The sequence below is a fragment of the Pseudorhodoferax sp. genome (genome assembly GCF_047601025.1).
In the GTDB taxonomy this organism is placed as follows: domain Bacteria; phylum Pseudomonadota; class Gammaproteobacteria; order Burkholderiales; family Burkholderiaceae_C; genus Pseudorhodoferax.
The window spans coordinates 3,495,441-3,516,420 of record NZ_JASGJZ010000001.1 but is presented as its reverse complement, the minus strand read 5'-3'; the positions used below and the strand labels follow the sequence as shown (position 1 = coordinate 3,516,420).

Genomic DNA, 20,980 nt, shown 5'->3' with positions numbered 1-20,980 from the left:
CTCACCCGCCCGTGCGGGTGGGGCGCATTGGCGGTTTCTCCGCACCGCAAACCCGCGATCGATTTTCCATGTCGAACTCCCCCACCTCCCTGCGCCAACTGCACGAGCAGCGCCGCTACACCGAGCTGCTGGCCGCCTCTCCCGCCGTTGACGGCCCGCCCGCCGAACAGGCGGCGCGCACGGTACTGCGGGCCATCGCCCATCATCACCTGGGCCAGTTCGCCGAGGCGCAGGCCTTGTTCGAGCGCTGGCAGGGCATGGTGGACCGCTTCGACGCCGATACGCTGGCCGATTGGGCGGCGCTGCTGATCCTGCGCGGCGACCTGCCCGGCGCACAGGCCGCGCTCGACACGGTGCTGTCCAGCCAGCCGGACCATGCGCTGGCGCTGGCCCGCCGCGCCTGGTGCAAGTCCATGACGGACGACCTGGCAAGCGCCGAGGCGGACATGGCACGTTCGCTGGCGCTGCAGCCCGAACGCCTGGCCGCCTGGCTGCTGCTGGCCCGGCTGCGCCTGGCCGCCAGGCAGCCGCGGACGGCGGATGCCGCGCCCGCAGCGGCGCAGGGGCCGCGCCACGCCGTCGACCGCGCCCGCGAACTGCTGGCCGCGCAAAACCCGCAATTGCCGGAAGACGCGGCCCAACAGTACGCCCGGCAAGTCGCCGAACTGCAACTGGCCTGCTGGCTCGACGACGGCCGGCTGGCCGAGGCCGAAGCCTGGGTCGCCGCGCAGCCGGACGACGAAGCCGTCGACTGGAGTTGCCAGCTCGCCCTGGGCCTGGCCCGTCACGACCGCCACGCCGAGGCCGAGGACAGCCTGCGCCGGGCCTTGCAGCGGCATGCCGACAACGTGCCGCTACTGCTGACGGCGGCCGAACTGGCCGAAGTCCAGGGCCGCAGCGGCCAGGCCATCCACCTGGTGCGCCAGGCCATCCGCCACGACCCGGACAACCCGCAGCTGCATGCCCGCCTCGCTCGCATCGGCGCCCGCGACCACGGCGGCGCATGCCGGCAGGCCGCCGAGAAGGCGGTGGCGCTGGCCGAGGCGCTGGTCGAAAGCGACACCTGGCCGGCCGCGCGCATCGCCGCCGTACGCCTGGACGCCAGGCTGGCGCTGGCCGAGGTGGAAAGCCAGGCCCAGCACTACGACGCGGCCGACGCGCTGTTCCGCGACGTGCTGGCCGAGCAGCCCTGGCACATCGGCGCGCTGCGCGCGCTGGGCGGGCAGGAACTGCAGCGCGGCCGCATCGACGAAGCGGTGGCGCTGTTCGAGCGCGTCAGGCAGATCGACCCGGTCAGCGGCCACACGGCGCTGATCAACGCCCGGCGCTTCCCCGAGGACGAAGCCACGCTGGCACTCCTGGACCGCGCGGCACGCCAGCCCAGCCTGGAAGGGCCGGCCCGCTCCAGCATCCTGTTCCAGTTGGCGGCCGCCTGGGAAAAGCGCGAGGACTACGCCAAGGCCTTCGCCTACGCCCGCGAGGCCAACGCGCTGTCGAAGCGCTTCCTGCGCTACGACCCCAAGGCCCATCGCCAGGCTTGCGCGCGCACGCGGCACGCCTTCTGCCGGGCGCTGTACACGCACCGGCGCGACAGCGGCCACCCGTCCACGCTGCCGATCTTCGTGCTCGGCATGCCGCGTTCGGGCACGACGCTGGTCGAGCAGATCATCGCCGGCCACAGCCAGATTTTCGGGGCCGGCGAACTGGGCGTGATTCCGCAGCGCATCGCCGGCCTGGGGCGCTGGGAACACCACGTCGGCTCGGGCCGCCGCTACCCGGATTGCGTCGACGACCTGACGCCCGAGGTCGTCAACGGAATCGCCGAAGGCATCCTCGACGAATTGCGCCAATACGCGCAGAACAGCAAGCCGAATGCCCGCCATGTGGTCGACAAGCTGCCGCACAACTTCGAGAACATCGGGCTGATCAAATTCCTGTTTCCCAACGCGAAGATCATCTCGGTCCGGCGCGACCCGCGCGATGTGGCGATTTCCAACTATTTCACCGACTATGCCGCCAAGCATGGCGGCATGGGCTTCGCCTACGACCTGGAATGGATCGGCGAGCAGCTGGCCGACCACAACCTGCTGATGCACCATTGGCGGCAGACATTTCCGGGCGAGATACTGGAAATCGACTACGAGGACGTGGTCGAAGACACCGAGGCCGCGGCGCGCAAGCTGCTCGATTACATCGGCGTGCCATGGGAGGCGCAGGTGCTCGACTTCGACACGCTCGACCGGCCGGTGAAAACCGCCAGCGTCTGGCAGGTGCGCCAGCCGATCTACAAGACCAGCACGGCGAAATGGCGCCATTACCAGGCGTACCTGGCGCCGCTGATCCAGGGCACCAACCGGAAAATCACCTGGGAAGCGATCGAGATGCTGTCGCTGCCCGAACCCGGCTTGCTGCAAAAGGGCGTGGCGCTCTACAAGGCGGACAGAGTGGACGAGGCGGAATACGAATTCCGCAAGCTCCTGCACCACCTGCCGGAGCACGCGGCGGCCCAGCACATGCTGGGCATCATCTACGCGTGCAAGGGTTATCTGCACGACGCCATCGCGCTGATGGAAAAAGCGCGCAAGACCTGCCCCTGGAATGCCGCCTGGCGCAAGGACCTGATCCAGGCGCTGGAAATGGGCGGCTTCACCGAGCGGGCCGAGCAGTTGAAGGCACCGGCCGCCGGTGGTGCGCCACAGCACCATGCATCCCCCCTGGCCGTGCCGGAGGCGCCGTAAGCGGCCGGATCAGGGAAAGATCTCGCGCAGGAGCCGCTGCACGATCGTGTCCAGGCCGTCCGAGGTCGTATCCAGGATGCAGTCCGGGGCGGGCGGCGGCTCGTAGGGACTGGCGATGCCCGTCATGTTGGGTAGTTGCCCGCTGCGCGCCTTTCTGTACAGGCCCTTGGGATCGCGCCGTTCGCACACCGCCAGCGGCGTGTCGACGAATACCTCGACGAAGTGCTCCTTGCCGATGCGTTCCCGCGCCATGTCCCGCTCCGCCCGGAAAGGACTGATGAAGGCCGTCATGACGATCAGGCCGGCATCCATCATCAGCCTGGCGACCTCCGCGACGCGGCGGATGTTCTCCACGCGGTCGGCATCGGTGAAGCCCAGATCCCTGTTCAGGCCCTGGCGCACGTTGTCGCCGTCCAGGAGGTAGGTGCGCTTGCCGCGGGCGTGGAGTGCCTGTTCCAGGGCGTTGGCGATGGTGGACTTGCCGGAACCGGACAGCCCGGTGAACCAGACGACCTTGCCCGGGTGGCCATTGAGGCGCTCGCGGTCTTCGCGGCCGATGCTGAGCGCCTGCCGGTGCACGTTCTGCGCCCGGCGCAGGTTGTGGCGGATCATGCCCATCGCCACCGTGGCGTGGGTGAATCGGTCCACCAGGATGAAGCCGCCCAGGGTCGGCGATTGCGCATGGGGCGCGAACACCAGCGGCTTGCTCGACGCAAGATTGGCCACGGCAATGTCGTTCAACACCAATTGCCGGCATGGCTCGTGCGCCAGGGTATCGACGTCGATCCTGTACTTCAGGCTCGTGATGCTGGCGCTGGCCTCTTGGTTGGCCAGTTTCAGTTCGTAGGTCCTGCCCATGTGCCCGGGTTCGTCATGCAGCCACACCACGGTGGCCTCGAACTGGTCGGTCATCTCCAGCGGCTGATCGGCCCGGGCGATCACGTCGCCGCACGAGGCATCCACCGTACGGTCCAGCACCAGGGTGACGGCGTCGCCGGCGCCGGCCGACGGCAGATCCCCGCCGGCGGTCACGATGCGCACCAGCACGGCGGTCTGGCCGGAGGCCGTGACGCGCAGGGTATCGCCCAGCGCCAGCCGGCCCGAGGCCAGCGTGCCACCGAAGCCGCGAGGGCCGCCATCGGACCGATCGACCCGCTGCACCAGGAACACCGCCTTGTGCTGGATGGGCTGCGGGACGTCGATGGTTTCCAGGCAGCCCATCAGCGTCGGCCCCTGGTACCAGGGTGTGTGCGCGGAACGAGTGGCGACGTTCTCGCCGCCGGGGGCCGACAGGGGAATGGGCGTGACGCGGTCGAACCCCAGCCCTTCGGCCATGGCCGAGAACCCGGCCACGATCGCGTCGAATGCGTCTTGCCGGTAAGCGGCCAGGTCCATCTTGTTGACGGCCAGCACCACATGCCGGATGCCGGCCAGGGACACCAGGCAGGCGTGGCGGCGGGTCTGGGTGACGATGCCCCGGCGGGCATCGACGAGCAGCACGACCACGTCGGCGGTGGAGGCGCCGGCCACCATGTTGCGGGTGGACTGCGCGTGCCCCGGAGGGTCGGCCACGATGAACTTGCGCCTTGGGGTGGAAAAGAAGCGGTAGGCCACGTCGATGGTGCTGCCTTGCTCGCGTTCGGCGGCTGGCCCGTCCGCCAGCAGGTCGAAGCCGATGCCCCGGCCTTGCGTGCCATGCCGCCTGGCGTCGGCCTGCAGGGCGTTCCGCGGGTCGTCGGAGCTCTGCCGCGCTTCCCACAACAGGCGGCCGATGAGAGTGCTCTTGCCGTCATCCACGCCGCCGCAGGCGACGAGACGCAGCGGATCCTGCCGGACCTGCCGGGACATCCATTCCTGGACTGCGGCGGCTTCGGGCGCAGGCGCCGGGGCGGTGGGTTGCTCGAGACGCGGCATCAGAAACAGCCCTCCTGCTTCTTCCTTTCCATGCTGCCGGTGGCGATCCTGCGGCCCTGGCGCTCCGTCCAGCTCGAGAGCGGAAACACCCGGATGCTTTCTCCCGGACGCTTGCGCTTGTTGTACAGGCTCCAGAACTGCTCGAATCTTCTCGTCATCTTCGCACCGTACCGCATCGGCCGGGTGTTGCATTTCGGATGCGGGACCGCGCTCCCTCCGAAATCGCCTACACTTGCAGGATCGACCGCGGCGTGCTCGTTGCCTCGGTCCTTGATTGACACCTCGCGGCCATCGTGGCCCGCACAGGCTTCGGCCCGGCAGGCGACCCGATCCTCGCCCCCACCGCCCGAACGTCATCCCCCCCCTCGGCGAGCCTATCGTCGGTCCGTTTCACAGAACCCTCCGCGGACCGTTCCCCTCACCACCGATCCACTGCGCATGCGGCGCGGGCCCCGGCCCTGGCGCATGCGGCGGCCGCCCTGGCGACGGCCCATCGATTCGACCCTATGCAGATTCCACACGCCCACGAGGTGGGCAAATACCTCGTCACGCCGATGACGCAGCGCACCGACACGGGCCAGTACGCGGCCTCGGTGTCGATCCGCCGCGGCATGCACGACCGCGTGTTCCGGCTCGTCCCGCGCTTCGACGACGCGGGCTGCGCCGCGCGCTACGCGCTGGCGCAAGGCCGCCACTTCATCCTGAACGACCAACTGGCCTGAGCGCGTCTCGGGCCGATCCAACGAAGGAGCCCCATGGGCAAGGAAGAACTGATCGAAATGCAAGGCCGCGTCGAGGAGGTGCTGCCCGATGCGCGCTTCCGCGTCGTGCTGGACAACGGCCACAGCCTGGTCTGCTACTCGGGCGGCAAGATGCGCAAGCACCGCATCCGCGTGCTCGCCGGCGACAAGGTCTCGCTCGAGCTGTCGCCCTACGACCTCACCAAGGGGCGGATCACCTTCCGCCATCTCGAACCCCGCTCCCAGGGCGGTCCCGCTCCCGCACGCCGTTTCGCACGATAAGCAGACGGCGCGCGCCATCGACCCTCCGGGCCCTCAAGCCCTCCGGGCTCTCAGTCCCTCCGGGCCATCGACAACACACCCCGGATCACACAAGGAACACTTCCATGGACAACAGACTCTACGTCGGCAATCTCTCCTACACGATGCGCGACGACTCGCTGCAGCAGCAGTTCGCGGCCTTCGGCCACGTCGCCTCGGCCAAGGTCATGATGGACCGCGACTCCGGCCGCTCCAAGGGCTTCGGCTTCGTCGAGATGGGTTCGTCCGCCGAGGCCCAGGCGGCCATCCAGGGCCTGCACGGCCGTGAAGTCGGCGGCCGTCCCCTGACCGTCAACGTCGCCCGCCCGCAGGCGCCGCGCGGCGAAAGCCGGGGCGGCTACGGCGGCATGCGCGACCGGTACTGACGCCATCGGCCGGGCAAGTACCCGGCCGCGGCCCGGGAAATCCCTGGCCGCGAACTACCCGAAGGGGTAGCCTGCGGCTCCCCCGCTTTCCCTAGACTGCACGCTGCGCTTGGGTCAAGGGAACCACCCGTGCGCTGGGCGTGGCCATCATGCCGCCGGTGGTCCCGCGCAACAGGACAAGCAGCGTGCAGATCGACATCGATTTCAGCCAGTGTCACGTGTCCGCCTTCGGCGGAACGACCGGCATCGCGCAGGCTGCCACCAGCCATGGCGGCGCCCTCGACAGGGTGGCGCCAGTCCCCGGGCGCGCCGGCGGCCCATGAATCCTGCGGGCCCGAGCGGGAAGCGAATGGCCGAAACGACCGACATGGAGCACGCCGCGGCGGACATCCGGCTCCAGGCCTACAAGCTGTTCCCGCCGCCCGCGCGGCCGGACACGGTGGTGCGCCGCAGCATCATCGAGCAGGTGATGCGCGTCGGCTCCGCGCCGCTGACCGTGCTGCAGGGGCCGGCGGGCAGCGGCAAATCGACCACGCTGCAGCAGATCCACGACGCCTTCCAGGCCCAGGGCTGGGCCACGGCCTGGCTGGTGGTCGACGATGCCGACAACGATCCGCAGCGCTTCGAGACCCAGCTGCACGCCATGCTGGCCTCGGCCGGCGCCAAGGAGGCCGTGGCACTGGCGCCACGGGCCGCCGGCGTCGGCCTGATCGAATGGGTGCTCGACGCGCTGGGCCGCTTCGACGCGCGCGTGGTGCTGTTCCTGGACGATTTCCAGGCCTTGCACGAGCCGTCGATCCTGCAATTCTTCCGCGACCTGCTCCGGCGCCTGCCGGCGCGGGTGCGCTGCTTCATCGGCTCGCGCGCGCTGCCGGAAATCGGGCTCGCCAGCCTGATGGTCGCCGGCCGCGCCACGGTGCTGCGCGCCGAAGACCTGCGCTTCTCCGCCGGTGAATCGCAGGCCTTGTTCGCCCGCGGCGAGGCCCCGATCGCGGCCGCCGACGAAGTCGAGCTGATCCACCAGCGCACCGAGGGCTGGCCGGCCGGCCTGCAGCTGTTCCGGCTGGCCTTCGCCAACCCGGCCGTGCGCGAATCGCTGGAAGAGCTGGCCGCCCATGGCCCGCGCGAACTGGCGGAATACCTCTCCGACAACGTGGTCTCGATGCAACAGCCCCAGGTGCGCGAATTCCTGCTGCGCACCTCGCTGCTGCGCCGGCTCTCGGGACCGCTGTGCGATGCGGTGCTGGGGCGCAGCGGCTCGCACGAAGTGCTGCGCCAGCTCGAGCACGACGGCCTGTTCATCTCGGCGCTGGACGCCTCGGGCACCTGGTTCCGCTACCACGGCCTGTTCGCCTCCTACCTGCGCGACGGCCTGGTGCGCGCGGACCCCGAGGCCGTGGAGGCGATCCACGGCCTGGCGGCGCGCTGGCACCTGGCCCATGGCGAACTGGAAGAAGCCGTCTACCACGCCATCGAGGGCGGCGACATGGCGCTGGCCGTGCAGGCGCTGGACCCCTGGGTCGAGCGGCTGATCTCGACCGCCGAGTTGGTGACGGCGGCGCACTGGTACGACCGCATCGGCCTGGAGGAAGCCGCGCAGCACCGCGGCCTGATGATCAAGATGGCCTGGGCGCTGATCTTCCTGCGGCGCAGCGCCAAGCTGCGCCCGCTGCTGGGCATGCTGCGCCAGCAGGCCGAACCCGGGCACGTCGATCACACCACCGACCCGGGCGTGGTGCTCGGCATGGCGGCGCTGTTCGAAGACGACCTGCCCGCAGCGGCCGCGCGGATCGCCCGCGTGCCGGACATCCAGCACCCGGACGCCACCGGCTTCGCGGCCTTCGAGCTCGGTGCTGCCGCCAACCTATTGGCCTTCCATGCGCTTGGCTTGGGCGAGGTCGACGTGGCGCACCGCATGCTGGTGCTGGCGCGCAGCCACAACGACCGCGCCGACGCCACCTTCAGCACCGGCTACACGATGGCGGTCGAAAGCATGGCCTGCATGCTGGCCGCGCAGCCGCGCCGCGTGCTGCGCATCCGCGGCACGGTGGCGCAGCGCGCCGACCGGCCGACCGGCGCGATGGCGTCCGCGGCGCTGGCCGCGTGCCAGATCTGGGCCTCCTACGAGATCGATGCGCTGGACGACGTCGAGCGGCTGGCCGAGCAGTTCGGCGACCAGATCGCACGCGGCGCGGTGCCCGACTTCATCGCGTCGGCGCTGATGGCCATCGCGCGCACGCACCAGGCCCGCGGGCGCCCCGACGAGGCGCAGGCCACGCTGGACGCGCTGGACCGCATCGCCTTCGAAAGCGGCTGGTCGCGGCTGGTCTGCATGGTCGAATGGGAACGCATCCGGCTGGCGGCGCTGAGCGGCAACGTCTCGCGCGCCCGGGCGATCGCGCAGCGCGTCGCGCAGCCCGCCCCGCATGCCGACGCGCGCTGGCTGCCGATCTCGGAACTCGTCGAGGGGCCGGTCCTCGGGCGCATCCGCCTGGCCTTGCACGGCGACGATCCCGGCGAGGCGGCGCGCCTGCTGCAGGCCGCCGAGCCGCTGTGCGCCGACCGCCCCCTGCTGCGCATCAAGACGGCGGTGCTGAAGGCCCTGCTGCTGGAGCAGCGCGGCCAGAACGCGGCGGCCCAGCGCAGCCTGCTCAAGGCGCTGGAACTCGCCGCGCCGGGCGAGTGCGTGCGGGCCTTCCTCGACCAGGGGCCGCGCGTGGTGCCGCTGCTGGTCCAGGCCCAGCACGCGCTGGCCCCGGGCGCGTCGTCGCCGGAAGCCGGGGCGACGCACGCCTTCGCCTGCCGGGTGCTGCGCGCGGCGGGACTGCAGCCGGACACCGGGACGGCGCCATCCGCACCGCCCGGCCCCGCCATGCCCTTGTCCGAACGCGAGCAGCACGTGCTGCGCCTGCTCTGCGAGGGTGCATCCAACCGGGATCTGGCCACCCAGCTGGCGGTGTCCGAGAACACGGTGAAGTTCCACCTGAAGAACCTGTACGGCAAGCTCGGCGTCGGCAGCCGCGCGCAGGCCATCAGCGTGGCGCACGGCCTGCTGCTGCCCAAACCCTAGGGTTTGCCGGGTGGCCCGGCTACCCGTTCGGGTGGCGGCGCCTGCAGGCCCCACTTCCACAATGGCTGCACCGCGACGAGGCATGTCGCTCCCCGCAAGGTGGCCGTGCCCCCGCAACAGGAGACAAGCCATGCAGCCCCAGACCGCTCCGCCTTCCTAGCCGCCGCGCAGGCCCGCCGCCTGCCCCCGCACACCCGCCGCCCCTCTTCCTTGCCGCCTGGCTCCGCAGGCGCGGCAGGGCTGGATGTCGCCGTTTCACCCCCTTCCCATGCTCCAACGCCCATGAACACCACCACCGCCCCCCAGGCCGCCAGCGAGGCGCCGGATGCCTCGCCGCGCCCCCATGCCGGCGCACGCAGCCGGCTCATCAACATCGACAACGGCGGCACGCTGACCGACATCTGCGTGATCGACGGCGAGCAGGTGCACCGCACCAAGACGCTGACCACGCCGCACGACCTGTCGCAATGCCTGTTCGACGGCCTGCGCAAGGCCTCGGCCGTGGTCTACGGCCAGGAAGACCTGCAGGCGCTGCTGCTGTCCACCGCGGCCATCCGCTACTCCACGACCCAGGGCACGAATGCACTGGTGGAGCGCAAGGGGCCGCGCCTGGGCGTGATTGTGGGCGACGCGCTCACGGTAGACGCCGTGCGCGGGGCCGACGGCGCGGCCGGCCTGTACGACGCGGTGATCGGCACGCGCGCCGTGCACCTGCCCGCGGCACTCGACGGCGGGGCGCTGGAGGCCGCCGCGGTGAAGGCCGTCGGCGAACTGGCCGCCGGCGGCGCCAACCGGCTGGTGGTCTCCTTCGGCGGCGCGCAGCGCCGCGAGCGCGAGGCGCAGGTCAAGCGCCGGCTGCTGCGCACCTTCCCGCCGCACCTGCTGGGCGCGCTGCCGGTGCTGTACGCGAGCGAGCTGGTGGACGACGCCGACGACCTGCGGCGCACCTGGACGGGATTGCTCAACGCCTTCCTGCACCCGGCGATGGAGCGCTTCCTCTACAGCGCCGAGCACAAGCTCAAGGAAGCCAGCGCGCAAAGCCCGCTGCTGGTGTTCCGCAACGACGGCCACGCCGGCCGCGTGGCCAAGACCATCGCCGTGCAGACCTACAGCTCCGGCCCGCGCGGCGGCATGGAGGGCGCGCGCGTGCTGGCCCGGCACTACGGCCTGCCGCGGCTGCTGTCGATGGACGTGGGCGGCACCACCACCGACATCGGCCTGGTCGATGCGAACGGCGTGCGCGCCGAGCGGCGCGGCCGCGTGGAAGGCGTGCGCACCTCGTTCGCGCTGTGCGACGTGGTCAGCGCAGGCGTGGGCGGCAGTTCGATCATCCGCGTGGAAGAGGGTGCCGTGCGCGTCGGCCCCGAGAGCGTGGGCAGCGCGCCCGGCCCGGCCTGCTTCGGCCTGGGCGGCACCAACGCCACGATCACGGACGCCTTCCTGCTCGGCGGCCTGCTCGACCCGGCCTCCTTCTTCGGCGGCGCGCTGAAGATCGACGCCGACCGCGCCCGCGCCGCCATCCGCGCCCACGTCGGAGACCCGCTCAAGCTCGGCGACGACGAGGCGGTGGCCGCGATGGAGGCCGCCTGGGTCGCCAAGGTGGCCGACGCGCTGCGCGACTACACCGCCATCGACGAGCACACCACGCTGGCGGCCTTCGGCGGCGGCGGCCCCTTCGTCGCCTGCCGCGTGGCCGACGCCATCGGCGTGCGCCAGGTGCTGATCCCCGGCCATGCCGCGGTGTTCTCGGCCTACGGCATCGGCTTTTCCGACGTCGGCCACAGCTTCACGCGCCAGGTCGCCGACGCGCAGCCGGCCACGCTGTCCGACGCGATGGCGCAGATGTCCACGCAGGCCGAGCGCACCATGTTCGGCGAGGGTGCGCAGCCCGGCGAATACCGCCTGGAATGGACGCTGGAGGAAGCACTGGCCGACGGCACGACCCGCGCCCATGCCCTGAACGGCACGGCACCACCCCAGGGGCTCCGGGCCGGCGCGGCGCTGACCCTCACGCTGACCGCCATCAAGCCCATGGCGCAAGCGCACATGCGCGGCCGGTTCGGCGGCGAGGCGCAGCCGGCCGTGGTCAAGGCGACGCGCGAGGTGCTGCTGGACGGCCGCCGCCAGGCCCTGCCGCTGGTGCGCGTGGAAGACCAGCCGCGCGGCGTGGCCGTGAGCCGGCCCGGCCCGGCGGTTCTCGAGGAAGCGTTCTTCACCGGCCGCATCGACGCCGGCTGGACGCTGCACATCAACGCCGCCGGCGACATCCTGCTGGCCCGCGGCACGGAGGCCTGAACCATGAAAGTCCTGATCACCGAGACCCTGCGCATCGACCTCGACAGCGAGCAGTGGGAATGCCGCCGCTGCGGCCACGTGCACGGCAGCGCGCGCGACAACTACAAGCGCGGCCTGCTGGTGCACGACCGCGACCCGCGCGAGGTGCACAAGCCGCTGCTGGACACCACGCTGTACCAGCGCACCTATTCGCCCGACCCCGACTGGTGCCGCATCCTCGAGTACTACTGCCCCGACTGCGGCACGCTGGTGGAGGCCGAGTACCTGCCGCCCGGCCATCCGCCGCTGCACGACATCGAGCTGGACATCGACGCGCTCAAGCTGCAGTGGAAAGACCGCCCCGAAATGCAGGAGCCCGCGCAGGCGCCCGACCTGGCGCTGGAGCGCGTGCTGCTGCAGCGCCAGCTCCATGCCCAGGCGCACCACGCCTGCCGTCCCGCCGACAACGCCTGAGAGGGAGCCCACCATGAACCGCGTTTCCGTCGACATCGGCGGCACCTTCACCGACTGCTTCGTCGCCTGGGGCGACCGCGTGGTCGAGGCCAAGTCGCTCACCACCCACCACAACCTGGCCGTCGGCTTCAACGACGCGCTGGCCGACGCCTGCCGGCAGCTGGAGATCACGCCGCACACGCTGCTGTCGCAGGTCGATTCGGTGCGCTACGCCACCACGCTGGGCACCAACGCGCTGATCGAGCGCAAGGGCCCGCGCGTGGGCCTGCTGGTGACCACCGGCTTCAAGCACACGGTGCCGTTGTCGCGCGCCCGCGGCTACGGCGAGGGCCTGACAGAGCCCGAGCAGATGGACATCCCGAACGCGCAGCGGCCCGAGCCGATCGTGCCCATCCCGCTGATCCGCGAGGTGCGCGAGCGCATCGACTACCGCGGCGACGTGTTCTGGGCGCTCGACGAGGACGACGTGCGCCTGCGCATCCGCGAGCTGGTCGACGCCGGCGCCCAGGCGCTGGTCGTGATGTTCACCAACAGCGTCGTCAACCCGGTGCACGAGCTGCGCGTGCGCGAGATCTTCCTGGAGGAATACCCGGCGCACCTGCTGGGCTCGATCCCGCTGCTGCTGTCGCACCAGGTGGCCGGCCGCAAGGGCGAGTACGCGCGCGCCACCTCGACCATCGTCGACGCCTACCTGCACCAGACCATGTACCACGGCCTGGGCACGCTGGAGCTGAACCTGCGCCAGCAGGGTTACGCCCGGCCGATGCTGGTGAACCACAACTCCGGCGGCATGGCGCAGCTGAACTCCACCGACGCGCTGCAGACCGTGCACTCGGGACCGGTCTCGGGCATCGCCGCCAGCGAATTCCTGGCCGCGGCCGCGGAACTGGGCAACGTCGTCGCCACCGACATGGGCGGCACCAGCTTCGACATCGGCATCGTCGTGCAGGGCGACCTGAAGTACTACGACTTCAACCCGGTGATCGACCGCTGGCTGGTCAGCGTGCCGATGGTGCACCTGGTGGCGCTGGGCGCGGGCGGCGGCTCGATCGCGCGCTACGACCGCATGTACAAGACGGTGGAGATCGGGCCGAAGTCGGCCGGCTCCGACCCCGGCCCCGCGGCCTACGACCGCGGCGGCCAGTTCCCCACCGTGACCGACGCCGACCTGCTGCTGGGTTACCTGGACCCGAAGAACTACGCCAACGGCCACATCCCGCTGAACCCGCGGCGCGCGCGCCAGGCGGTGCGCGACAACCTGTGCGACGAGCTGGACCTGGACGAGATCGGGGTCGCCAAGCTGATCAAGAAGCAGGTGGACGCCTCGATGGCCAACGGCATCGCCACCGAGTTGCGCACGCGCGGCTACGAGCCCAAGGACTTCACCGTGCTGGCCTACGGCGGCAACGGCCCGCTGCACGCCTGCGGCATCGCCGCCGCCTTGGGCATCAGCAAGGTGCTGGCGCCGCCGTATTCGTCCACCTTCTCGGCCTGCGGCGCCGGCAACGTGAGCCAGATGCACATCCACGAGATGAACACCTGGACCGTGCTGTTCAATCCGAACACCAAGTCCTTCTTCAGCGACTACGAGACCTTCAACCACAGCGTGGAAGAGCTGGAGCAGCGCGGCCGCACCGACCTGGAGCGCCAGGGCATGGACCCGGCCGACATCCGCTACCGCCTGGAGCTGGACATGCGCTACGGCAACCAGCGCGTGCAGACCGCGGTGGTGACGCACCTGTCGCGCCTGACGCGCCAGCGCGACGTGCTGGAGCTGATGGACCAGTTCCACGAGCGCTACGGCGAGCGCTTCGGCAAGGGCTCGCAGTCGCCCGAGACCGGCGTGCGCATCAACACCATCCGCGTGTGCGCCTACGTCGAGCAGCCGAAGGTGAAGTTCGCCCGGCTGGCCATCACGGGCGAACCCAAGGCGCCGCCGGAGCCGGTGTCCAGCCGCGCCTGCCACTTCGTGGGGCATGACGGCGCCATCGACACCCCGGTGTACGACGAGCGCGCCCGCGCCGAAGGCACCGAGATCAGCGGCCCGGCCATCATCACCACACGCGTGACGACCTACCTGGTCGAGCCCGGCTGGACCTTCCGTGCCGTCGCCCAGGGCGGCGCCTGGTTCGTGCGCAACAGCAGCCACTGACTTCCGGAGTGACCATCGTGACCACAGACATCCAGACCCTCGACGACAAGGCGCTGCGCGACAAGTTCATCGCCGACAACACGCTGTTCCTCGGGCCCGACCCGGAGATCATGCGCAACCACAGCATCCTGCCGCGCTCCCGGCAAGAAGAGGAGGTGCTGGCCAAGGGCATGGACCCGCACCAGGTCCACCATGTGCGCGGCCTCATCAACTCGGCCTTGTCCGAGTCCTTCCAGATGGTCAACCAGATGGGCGCCGCGCCCGGCGCCAAGTGGGGCGACCTGGTGACCGCGATCTACACCGCGCAGGGCGACCTGTCGATGATCGCGCCCTACGGCATCATCGCCTTCGCGGCCTGCTGCTTCTATCCGATCCGCTTCATCAACAAGTACTGGACGAACGACCCCACCGTGGGCGTGAAGGACGGCGACGGCTTCATCCACAACGACGCGCGCTACGGCGGCATCCACAACACCGACCAGTCGATGATGATGCCGCTCTTCTACAAGGGCGAGCTGGTGTGCTGGCTCTCCTCCACCATCCACGAGGGCGAGAACGGCGCCACCGAGCCCGGCGGCATGCCGGCCAAGGCCGAGAGCAAGTACGACGAGGGCATCAAGATGCCGCCGTTCAAGATCGTCGAGCACTTCGAACTCAAGCGCGACCTCGTCACCTTCCTGCAGAACTCGGTGCGCGACCCGCGCCTGCAGCTGGAGGACATGAAGGTCAAGCTGCACGCGGTGATGCGGCTGCGCGACCGCATCATCGCCATCCTCGACCAGTACGGGCGCGACGCGCTGATCGGTACCCTGCGCGTGCACCTGGAGGACGTGGAGACCGAGATGCGCCGCCGCATCCGCGAGCTGCCCGACGGCACCACGCGCGTGCTGCAGTTCATGGATTCGAGCCTGCGCGAGAACGCGCTGCAGAAGATCTCCTGCGCCATCACCGTCAAGGGCGACAGGATGACGATGGACTTCCGCGGCTCGGCGCCGCAGTTCCTGAACCGCTCGGTCAACACCAACATCGCCTCGTTCAAGGCGGCGCTGTGCACCGGGCTGCTGCAGAACATCTGGCCGGACCTGCCGCACACCATGGCGGTGCTGTCGCCGATCGAGATCGTCACCGACCGCAACTCCATCCTCGACGCCGAGGGCGAGATGCCGCAGGCCATGAGCCTGATGCCGCTGTTCAAGGGCTGCGTGGTGTGGACCATCCCGATGAACAAGTTCAGCTACAGCCTGCCGCACCGCTACTCGGCGATCATCGCCTCGCAGTACGACCAGGCCGCCACCTTCATCTACGGCGGCATCACGCAGAACGGCGACGTCACCGGCAACTTCTGCGCCGACATCAACGGCAACGGCCAGGGCGCGCGCAGCCACGCCGACGGCCAGCACTCGATCTCGCCGGTGTTCGGCTTCATGTGCGACACCGGCGAGCACGAGCTGGCCGAGGAGGAGACGCCGATCATCCGCCTGGGCGCGCAGCGCCTGGCCAAGGACCGCATCGGCTGGGGCAAGTACCGCGGCGGCATGGGCTACGAGCAGATCGCCACCGCGCGCGGCACGGGGCTGTGGGGCTTCATGACGGGCTGCGAGGGTTCCAAGTTCCCGTCGGCGCAGGGCCTGTTCGGCGGCTATTCCTGCCCCAGCTACCAGCTGATGAAGATCAAGGGCATCAACATCTTCGAGGTGCTGAAGAAGGACCCGAAGGCGGTGGAAGTCTTCGACATCGTCGAGCTGATGAACAAGCGCCCCATTCCCGGCGGCACCTACACCAGCCAGGACATGGGCATGACCTTCGAGCTGGCGAGCGAGGGCGAGATCTACATGATCTGCCAGGGCTCGGGCGGCGGCTACGGCGACGTGCTGGAGCGCGACCCGCAGCTGGTGATGAAGGACCTGCGCGAGGAACTGATGTCGCACGAGAACGCACGCGACATCTACAAGGTGGTCTACGACGCAGAAAGCCTGGTGGTGGACGAGGAGGCCACGGCCGAGCTGCGCGCCGCCGCCCGCCGCGAGCGCATCGCGCGCGGCAAGCCCTTCGACGCGTTCTGCAAGGAGTGGGTGACGGCCGAACCGCCCAGGAACCTGCCCTACTTCGGCAGCTGGGACAAGCCGGGCGAGATCTACGCCACCACCATGGGCCGGCGCGTGAAGATGCCTGCCGACCAGTTGCAGGGCGCCTTCATGCTCGACCCCAAGGACGTGCGCATCGCCGAGCTGGAAGCGCAACTGGCCGCGAGGGGCTGAGCATGGCCCGCCTGACCGACATGGCGGGCCAGAAGCGCCTGCTCTGGCTCGACCACACCGACTACAGCGCCCGCCTGCTGGCCCAGGGGCAGGCGCCCTGGCTCGACACCGCCGCCTGCGTGGCCTGGCTGCGCCAGGCGCAGGGCCTGCTGCGCCCGGACGTGCTGGCCCTGCCGCTGGCCGCGGCGGCGGCAGCCTGGCTCGATCGCCATGCCGAGCTGCAGGCGGCGATGGCCGGCAAGGCGAAACGCGGCCACGGCCCGCTGAAGGAACTGCTGGCCGCCGAGGGCCTGCGTGCGCACGCGGCGGATCTGGTGACGGCGCTGCGGGCGGCCATGCCGGGCGCCGTGCTGGCGCTGGTGCTCCCGTCGCCGCGCGACTGGGCCGGGCAGGCCATGCAGCGCGCGGGAGGCTCGGCCGACGCCGTCGACGAGGACGCGGTGGACGCAGCGGCGGCCACCGTGGCGGAATTCCTGCGCCTGTTCGCGCAGGCCGGGGTCGATGCCGTGCTGCTGCGGGAGTCCCGCCCCTGGGCGACCGACGAAGTGGAACTGCTGCTGGAGCTGTACCAGCCCGTGGCCAACGTGGCGCGCCACTACGGCTGGGACTGGGGCGTGCAGTGGCCCGAGGCCGTCGCGCTGCCGGCGGGCCAGGGGCCGGGCTTCACGATCGCGCCCGCGCGCTGCGGCGCAGCGCTGGCCGGGCTGGCGGTGCCTGCCGGCTTCTGGCAGGGCGAGGCGCCGCCGGCACCCGTGGCGGGCAGCTTCGAGCATGCGCACATCCCGGCCGATGCGCACCCGGAAACCGTGCTGGCCCGCCTGGCCCAGCTGCGCGAAAGGTGAGCGACATGGCGAACGAAGGCGACCTCCTCTGGACCCCCAGCGAATCCTTCGTGCGCAGCACGAACATGGCGCGCTACATGGACTGGCTGGCCGCCGAGCGCGGCCTGCGGCTGGACGGCTACGAAGCCCTGCGGCGATGGTCGGTGGACGAGCCGGATGCGTTCTGGTCGTCCATCTGGCAGTGGTGCGGCGTGCAGCACGACGGCAGCGCCGCGCGCGTGACCGACGGCGCGCCCATGCCGCACACGCGCTGGTTCCCCGACGCACGCGTGAACTATGCCGAGCACGTGCTGCGCCACGCCGCGCAGGCCGATGCGGCACATCCGGCCTTCCACCACCTGACCGAGAACAGCGGCCTGCAGACGCTGGCGCTGCGCGACCTGGCCTCGCAGGCGCGGCGCCTGGCCGAACGGCTGCGCGCCATGGGCGTGCAGCCCGGCGACCGCGTGGTGGCCTACCTGCCCAACGTGCCGGCCTGCGCGGTGGCCATGCTGGCCGCCACCAGCATCGGCGCCATCTGGTCGTCGGCGGCGATCGAGTTCGGCGCCCGCACCGTCATCGACCGCTTCTCGCAGATCGCGCCCAAGCTGCTGATCGCAGGCGACGGCTACACCTTCGGCGGCAAGGCCTTCGACCGCCGCGCCGAGGTCGCCGAGATCGCGCAGGCCCTGCCCGGCCTGGAGGCGCTGGTGTGGGTGCCGCAGCTCGACGCCGACCCGCGGATACCGGCTTCCGTGGCGCAGCTGCGCTTCGACGCGCTGCTGGAGGGCCCCGACCCCGGCGCCGCGGCCTTCCGCTACGAGCGTGTGGCCGCCGACCATCCGGTGTGGATCGTGTTCTCGTCCGGCACCACCGGCCTGCCCAAGCCCATCGTGCACAGCCACGTCGGCGTACTGGTCGAGCACCTGAAGCTGATGACGCTGCACATGGACCTGGGCCCCGGCGCGGTGATGTTCTTCTACAGCACCACCGGCTGGATGATGTGGAACCTGCTGGTGGCCGCGCTGATGACAGGCGCCAGCGCCGTGCTCTACGACGGCAGCCCCATGCACGGCGGCCCCGAATGCCTGTGGCGTCTCGCGCAGGACACGCGCGCCACCTGCTTCGGCGCCAGCCCCACCTTCGTGCAGATGATGGAGAAGGCCGGCCTGGAGCCGGGCCGGCGCTTCGACCTGTCGGCGCTGCGCAGCATCCTGCTGAGTGGCGCGCCGAGCACGCCCGAGACCTTCGACTGGTTCTACCGCACGGTCAAGCGCGACCTGTGGGTCACCTCGCAATCGGGTGGCACCGAGATCTGCAGCGGACTGGTCGGCGCCGCGCCGCTGCTGCCCGTGTACGCCGGGGAAATCCAGACCCGCATGCTCGGCATGGCCGTGGAGGTCTGGAACGACGACGGCCGCAGCGTGGTCGACGAGGTGGGCGAGCTGGTGGTCACCCGGCCCAGCCCCTCGATGCCCGTGCGCTTCTGGAACGACGAAGGCGACGCGCGCTACCGCGAGTCGTACTTCGAGCACTTCCCCGGCGTCTGGCGGCACGGCGACTTCATGAAGCTCAATGCGCGCGGCGGCTGCATCATCTACGGCCGCTCCGACGCCACGCTGAACCGCCACGGCGTGCGCATCGGCTCGGCCGAGATCTACCGCGTGGTCGAGGAAATGGACGAGGTGGCCGACAGCCTGGTCGTGTGCTGCGAGTTGCCGGGCGGGCACTTCTTCATGCCGCTGTTCCTGCGCCTGCGCGAGGGGCTGGAGCTGGACGACGGCCTGCGCCGGCGCATCGCCGAGCGCCTGCGCACCCTGTGCAGCCCGCGCCACGTGCCGGACGTGATGGTGCAGGCGGCGCGGATTCCGTACACCCTCACGGGCAAGAAGATGGAAGTGCCGGTGCGCAAGCTCCTGATGGGCTGGCCGGTGGAGCGCGCCGCCAGCCGCGGCGCCATGGCCGACCCCCAGGCGCTCGATGCCTATATCGAGTTCGCACGCACGCAGGCGCCCGCATGAACGCCCCCCGCGACTGCCCCGCGGGCCATCCGGCGCGCGGCGATGGGCAGCGGCTGCGCCCGGCCTGCTGCGCGCCGCTGGCCGCGCTGGCGCTGCAGGCCTTCTCGCGCGTGGGCGCGTGGACGCCGCCGCTGCCACCCAAGACCCCTGGCGCGGAAGAAGCGCGCCGCCCCCTTCCCGACGATGCGCGCAACGCGTGAAACCACACGACAAGGAGACTCCCTATGCCGAAGATCCATTCGACGCTGCTGGCGTGCCTGCTCGCCGGCCTCGGCGCCCAGGCGCCCGCCCAGACCCCGGTGAATTCCATCCAGCTGGGCGTGGCGGGCGTGGACTTCAATGCCAAGTCCCGCGACATGACCGGCCCCGCCGGCACCACGCCGCCCGGCATCCGCGCCGACGTCAGGGACAAGACGGTCTTCGCCTTCGTCTACGACCGGCGCATCGACGGACCCTGGTCGGTCACCTTCCAGGGCGGGCTGCCGCCGGTGCTCAAGCTCAAGGCGGCGGGGACGGCGGCGGCGCTGGGCGGGATCGGCTCGGTGCGCGCATGGTTTCCCGCCGTCATGGGCACCTACACCTGGGACGCCGGCCCGGCCTTCGCGCTGCACGCGGGCGCGGGCCTGCACTACACCTTCTTCACCGACGGCACGACCAATGCCGTCTATGACGGCGCGTTCGGCGGCACTTCCAGCCGGGCCAGGTTCTCCTCGTCGCTGGGCCCGATCATCAAGCTGGGCGGCACCTGGTCGATCGACCACCGCTGGTTCCTCGACCTCTCGTACAGCAAGTACTGGATCAAGACCACGGCCACGGTCACGACAGCCACGCCGGGCGTGGGCGACATCGAACGCAAGGTGAAGGTGCGCACCAGCCCCGATGTGCTCGCGCTGACCGTGGGCTACCGTTTCTGAAGGCAGCGCATGCGGATGGACATCGACTTCCAGGGCCGCCACGTCTTCGTCTTCGGCGGCACGACGGGCATCAACTTCGGCATCGCCCAGGCGTTCGCGCGCTGCGGCGCGCGGGTCAGCGTCGCCAGCCGCAAGCGCGAGAACGTGGATGCGGCGCTGGCGGTCCTCGCCGCCCAGGGGGCGCAGACCCACGGCGTGTGCGCGGACGTGCGCGACTTCGACGCCGTGGGCGCGGCGTTCGAGGACGCGGCGCAGCGCTTCGGCCCCATCGATGCGCTCGTCTCCGGCGCGGCAGGCAACTTCCTGTGCCCCGCGAACGCCATGTCGGCCAATGGCTTCCGCACCGTGGTCGACATCGATCTGGTGGGGTCGTTCAACGTGCTGCGCCAGGCCTACGCACACCTGCGCCGGCCCGGCGCGTCCCTCATCAACATCACCGCGCCGCAGGCGACGGTGGCCATGCGCTCCCAGGCGCATGCGGCCGCAGCCAAGGCGGGCATCGACCAGCTGACGCGCGTGCTGGCGCTGGAATGGGGCGCGGACGGCATCCGCGTGAATGCCATCTCGCCCGGGCCCATCGACGGCACCGAAGGCTTTCGCCGCCTGATCGCGCGCACGGAGGAAGAACTGGCGCTGGCCCGCGAGGCCGTACCGCTGCGGCGCTTCGGCACGCCCGACGACATCGCCAACCTGGCGCTGTTCCTGGCCTCGCCCTATGCGTCGTACATCTCGGGTGCCGTCATCCCGTGCGATGGCGGCGGCGCCATCGACAGCGTGAAGCCGGCGCTCGAACGCGCCAGCGCGCAGCAAGCCTGATGCCGCAGGCCGTTGCGGCATGGCGGGAACGCCCGCCCGTTCCGCCGCCATCGCGCTGACGCACCGGCGGATCGGCCCGGACTGCCGGACCGCGACGGCGCC

At 70.7% G+C, this 20,980-nt stretch carries 16 protein-coding genes; 15 read left to right on the top strand and 1 reads right to left on the bottom strand.

The window, feature by feature from the left end:
• Positions 1-68: 68 nt before the first annotated feature.
• On the top strand, positions 69-2,738 hold the full coding sequence (locus QM782_RS16465; protein ID WP_415203982.1) for a sulfotransferase: 2,670 nt from the start codon (positions 69-71) through the stop codon (positions 2,736-2,738).
• 9 nt (positions 2,739-2,747) lie between these two features.
• On the opposite strand, the gene cysC is transcribed toward QM782_RS16465, so the two are convergent.
• Entirely contained in the window at positions 2,748-4,652 is a 1,905-nt protein-coding gene (cysC, locus tag QM782_RS16460) for an adenylyl-sulfate kinase (RefSeq protein WP_415205667.1), read from the bottom strand.
• A 506-nt stretch (positions 4,653-5,158) separates the two neighbouring features.
• Between cysC and QM782_RS16455 the strand changes: the two genes are divergently transcribed.
• The 14 genes from QM782_RS16455 to QM782_RS16390 all read left to right on the top strand — a co-directional run bounded on the left by QM782_RS16455 (position 5,159) and on the right by QM782_RS16390 (position 20,878).
• On the top strand, positions 5,159-5,374 hold the full coding sequence (locus tag QM782_RS16455; RefSeq protein ID WP_415203981.1) for a hypothetical protein: 216 nt from the start codon (positions 5,159-5,161) through the stop codon (positions 5,372-5,374).
• Positions 5,375-5,407: 33 nt separating this feature from the next.
• On the top strand, positions 5,408-5,674 hold the full coding sequence (infA, locus tag QM782_RS16450) for a translation initiation factor IF-1 (protein ID WP_415203980.1): 267 nt from the start codon (positions 5,408-5,410) through the stop codon (positions 5,672-5,674).
• 104 nt (positions 5,675-5,778) lie between these two features.
• Complete coding sequence (locus tag QM782_RS16445) at positions 5,779-6,078, top strand: RNA recognition motif domain-containing protein (protein ID WP_415203979.1); 300 nt, start codon at positions 5,779-5,781, stop codon at positions 6,076-6,078.
• A gap of 185 nt (positions 6,079-6,263) precedes the next feature.
• Complete coding sequence (locus QM782_RS16440; RefSeq protein ID WP_415203978.1) at positions 6,264-6,401, top strand: hypothetical protein; 138 nt, start codon at positions 6,264-6,266, stop codon at positions 6,399-6,401.
• A gap of 26 nt (positions 6,402-6,427) precedes the next feature.
• The gene (locus tag QM782_RS16435; protein ID WP_415203977.1) at positions 6,428-9,148 is read left to right on the top strand and encodes a LuxR C-terminal-related transcriptional regulator; all 2,721 of its coding nucleotides are present in this window, start codon (positions 6,428-6,430) and stop codon (positions 9,146-9,148) included.
• Positions 9,149-9,430: 282 nt separating this feature from the next.
• Positions 9,431-11,443 (top strand): hydantoinase/oxoprolinase family protein, encoded by a 2,013-nt coding sequence (locus tag QM782_RS16430; RefSeq protein ID WP_415203976.1) that lies wholly within the window; start codon positions 9,431-9,433, stop codon positions 11,441-11,443.
• A gap of 3 nt (positions 11,444-11,446) precedes the next feature.
• Entirely contained in the window at positions 11,447-11,896 is a 450-nt protein-coding gene (locus tag QM782_RS16425; protein WP_415203975.1) for an acetone carboxylase subunit gamma, read from the top strand.
• Between the two features lie 13 nt (positions 11,897-11,909).
• Entirely contained in the window at positions 11,910-14,048 is a 2,139-nt protein-coding gene (locus tag QM782_RS16420) for a hydantoinase/oxoprolinase family protein (protein ID WP_415203974.1), read from the top strand.
• Between the two features lie 17 nt (positions 14,049-14,065).
• The gene (locus tag QM782_RS16415) at positions 14,066-16,306 is read left to right on the top strand and encodes a hydantoinase B/oxoprolinase family protein (protein ID WP_415203973.1); all 2,241 of its coding nucleotides are present in this window, start codon (positions 14,066-14,068) and stop codon (positions 16,304-16,306) included.
• A 2-nt stretch (positions 16,307-16,308) separates the two neighbouring features.
• Entirely contained in the window at positions 16,309-17,148 is an 840-nt protein-coding gene (locus QM782_RS16410; protein ID WP_415203972.1) for a hypothetical protein, read from the top strand.
• 5 nt (positions 17,149-17,153) lie between these two features.
• Positions 17,154-19,148, top strand: coding sequence for an acetoacetate--CoA ligase (locus QM782_RS16405; protein WP_415203971.1), 1,995 nt, complete (start codon positions 17,154-17,156; stop codon positions 19,146-19,148).
• A complete protein-coding gene (locus tag QM782_RS16400) occupies positions 19,145-19,348 on the top strand; it encodes a hypothetical protein (protein WP_415203970.1) in 204 nt (67 codons plus the stop codon). The genes QM782_RS16405 and QM782_RS16400 overlap by 4 nt, the downstream gene beginning before the upstream one ends.
• Before the next feature lie 24 nt (positions 19,349-19,372).
• Positions 19,373-20,062: an OmpW/AlkL family protein gene (locus QM782_RS16395; RefSeq protein ID WP_415203969.1), complete on the top strand. Its 690-nt coding sequence runs from the start codon at positions 19,373-19,375 to the stop codon at positions 20,060-20,062.
• Positions 20,063-20,071: 9 nt separating this feature from the next.
• Positions 20,072-20,878: an SDR family oxidoreductase gene (locus QM782_RS16390; RefSeq protein ID WP_415203968.1), complete on the top strand. Its 807-nt coding sequence runs from the start codon at positions 20,072-20,074 to the stop codon at positions 20,876-20,878.
• Positions 20,879-20,980: the final 102 nt, after the last annotated feature.

Excerpts from the sequence above, each read along its gene's own strand:
- QM782_RS16465 (WP_415203982.1), top strand. The coding sequence starts at position 69 with ATGTCGAACTCCCCCACCTCCCTGCGCCAACTGCACGAGCAGCGCCGC.
- cysC (WP_415205667.1), bottom strand. The coding sequence starts at position 4,652 with ATGCCGCGTCTCGAGCAACCCACCGCCCCGGCGCCTGCGCCCGAAGCC.
- QM782_RS16455 (WP_415203981.1), top strand. The coding sequence starts at position 5,159 with ATGCAGATTCCACACGCCCACGAGGTGGGCAAATACCTCGTCACGCCG.
- infA (WP_415203980.1), top strand. The coding sequence starts at position 5,408 with ATGGGCAAGGAAGAACTGATCGAAATGCAAGGCCGCGTCGAGGAGGTG.
- QM782_RS16445 (WP_415203979.1), top strand. The coding sequence starts at position 5,779 with ATGGACAACAGACTCTACGTCGGCAATCTCTCCTACACGATGCGCGAC.
- QM782_RS16435 (WP_415203977.1), top strand. The coding sequence starts at position 6,428 with ATGGCCGAAACGACCGACATGGAGCACGCCGCGGCGGACATCCGGCTC.
- QM782_RS16430 (WP_415203976.1), top strand. The coding sequence starts at position 9,431 with ATGAACACCACCACCGCCCCCCAGGCCGCCAGCGAGGCGCCGGATGCC.
- QM782_RS16425 (WP_415203975.1), top strand. The coding sequence starts at position 11,447 with ATGAAAGTCCTGATCACCGAGACCCTGCGCATCGACCTCGACAGCGAG.
- QM782_RS16420 (WP_415203974.1), top strand. The coding sequence starts at position 11,910 with ATGAACCGCGTTTCCGTCGACATCGGCGGCACCTTCACCGACTGCTTC.
- QM782_RS16410 (WP_415203972.1), top strand. The coding sequence starts at position 16,309 with ATGGCCCGCCTGACCGACATGGCGGGCCAGAAGCGCCTGCTCTGGCTC.
- QM782_RS16405 (WP_415203971.1), top strand. The coding sequence starts at position 17,154 with ATGGCGAACGAAGGCGACCTCCTCTGGACCCCCAGCGAATCCTTCGTG.
- QM782_RS16400 (WP_415203970.1), top strand. The coding sequence starts at position 19,145 with ATGAACGCCCCCCGCGACTGCCCCGCGGGCCATCCGGCGCGCGGCGAT.
- QM782_RS16395 (WP_415203969.1), top strand. The coding sequence starts at position 19,373 with ATGCCGAAGATCCATTCGACGCTGCTGGCGTGCCTGCTCGCCGGCCTC.
- QM782_RS16390 (WP_415203968.1), top strand. The coding sequence starts at position 20,072 with ATGCGGATGGACATCGACTTCCAGGGCCGCCACGTCTTCGTCTTCGGC.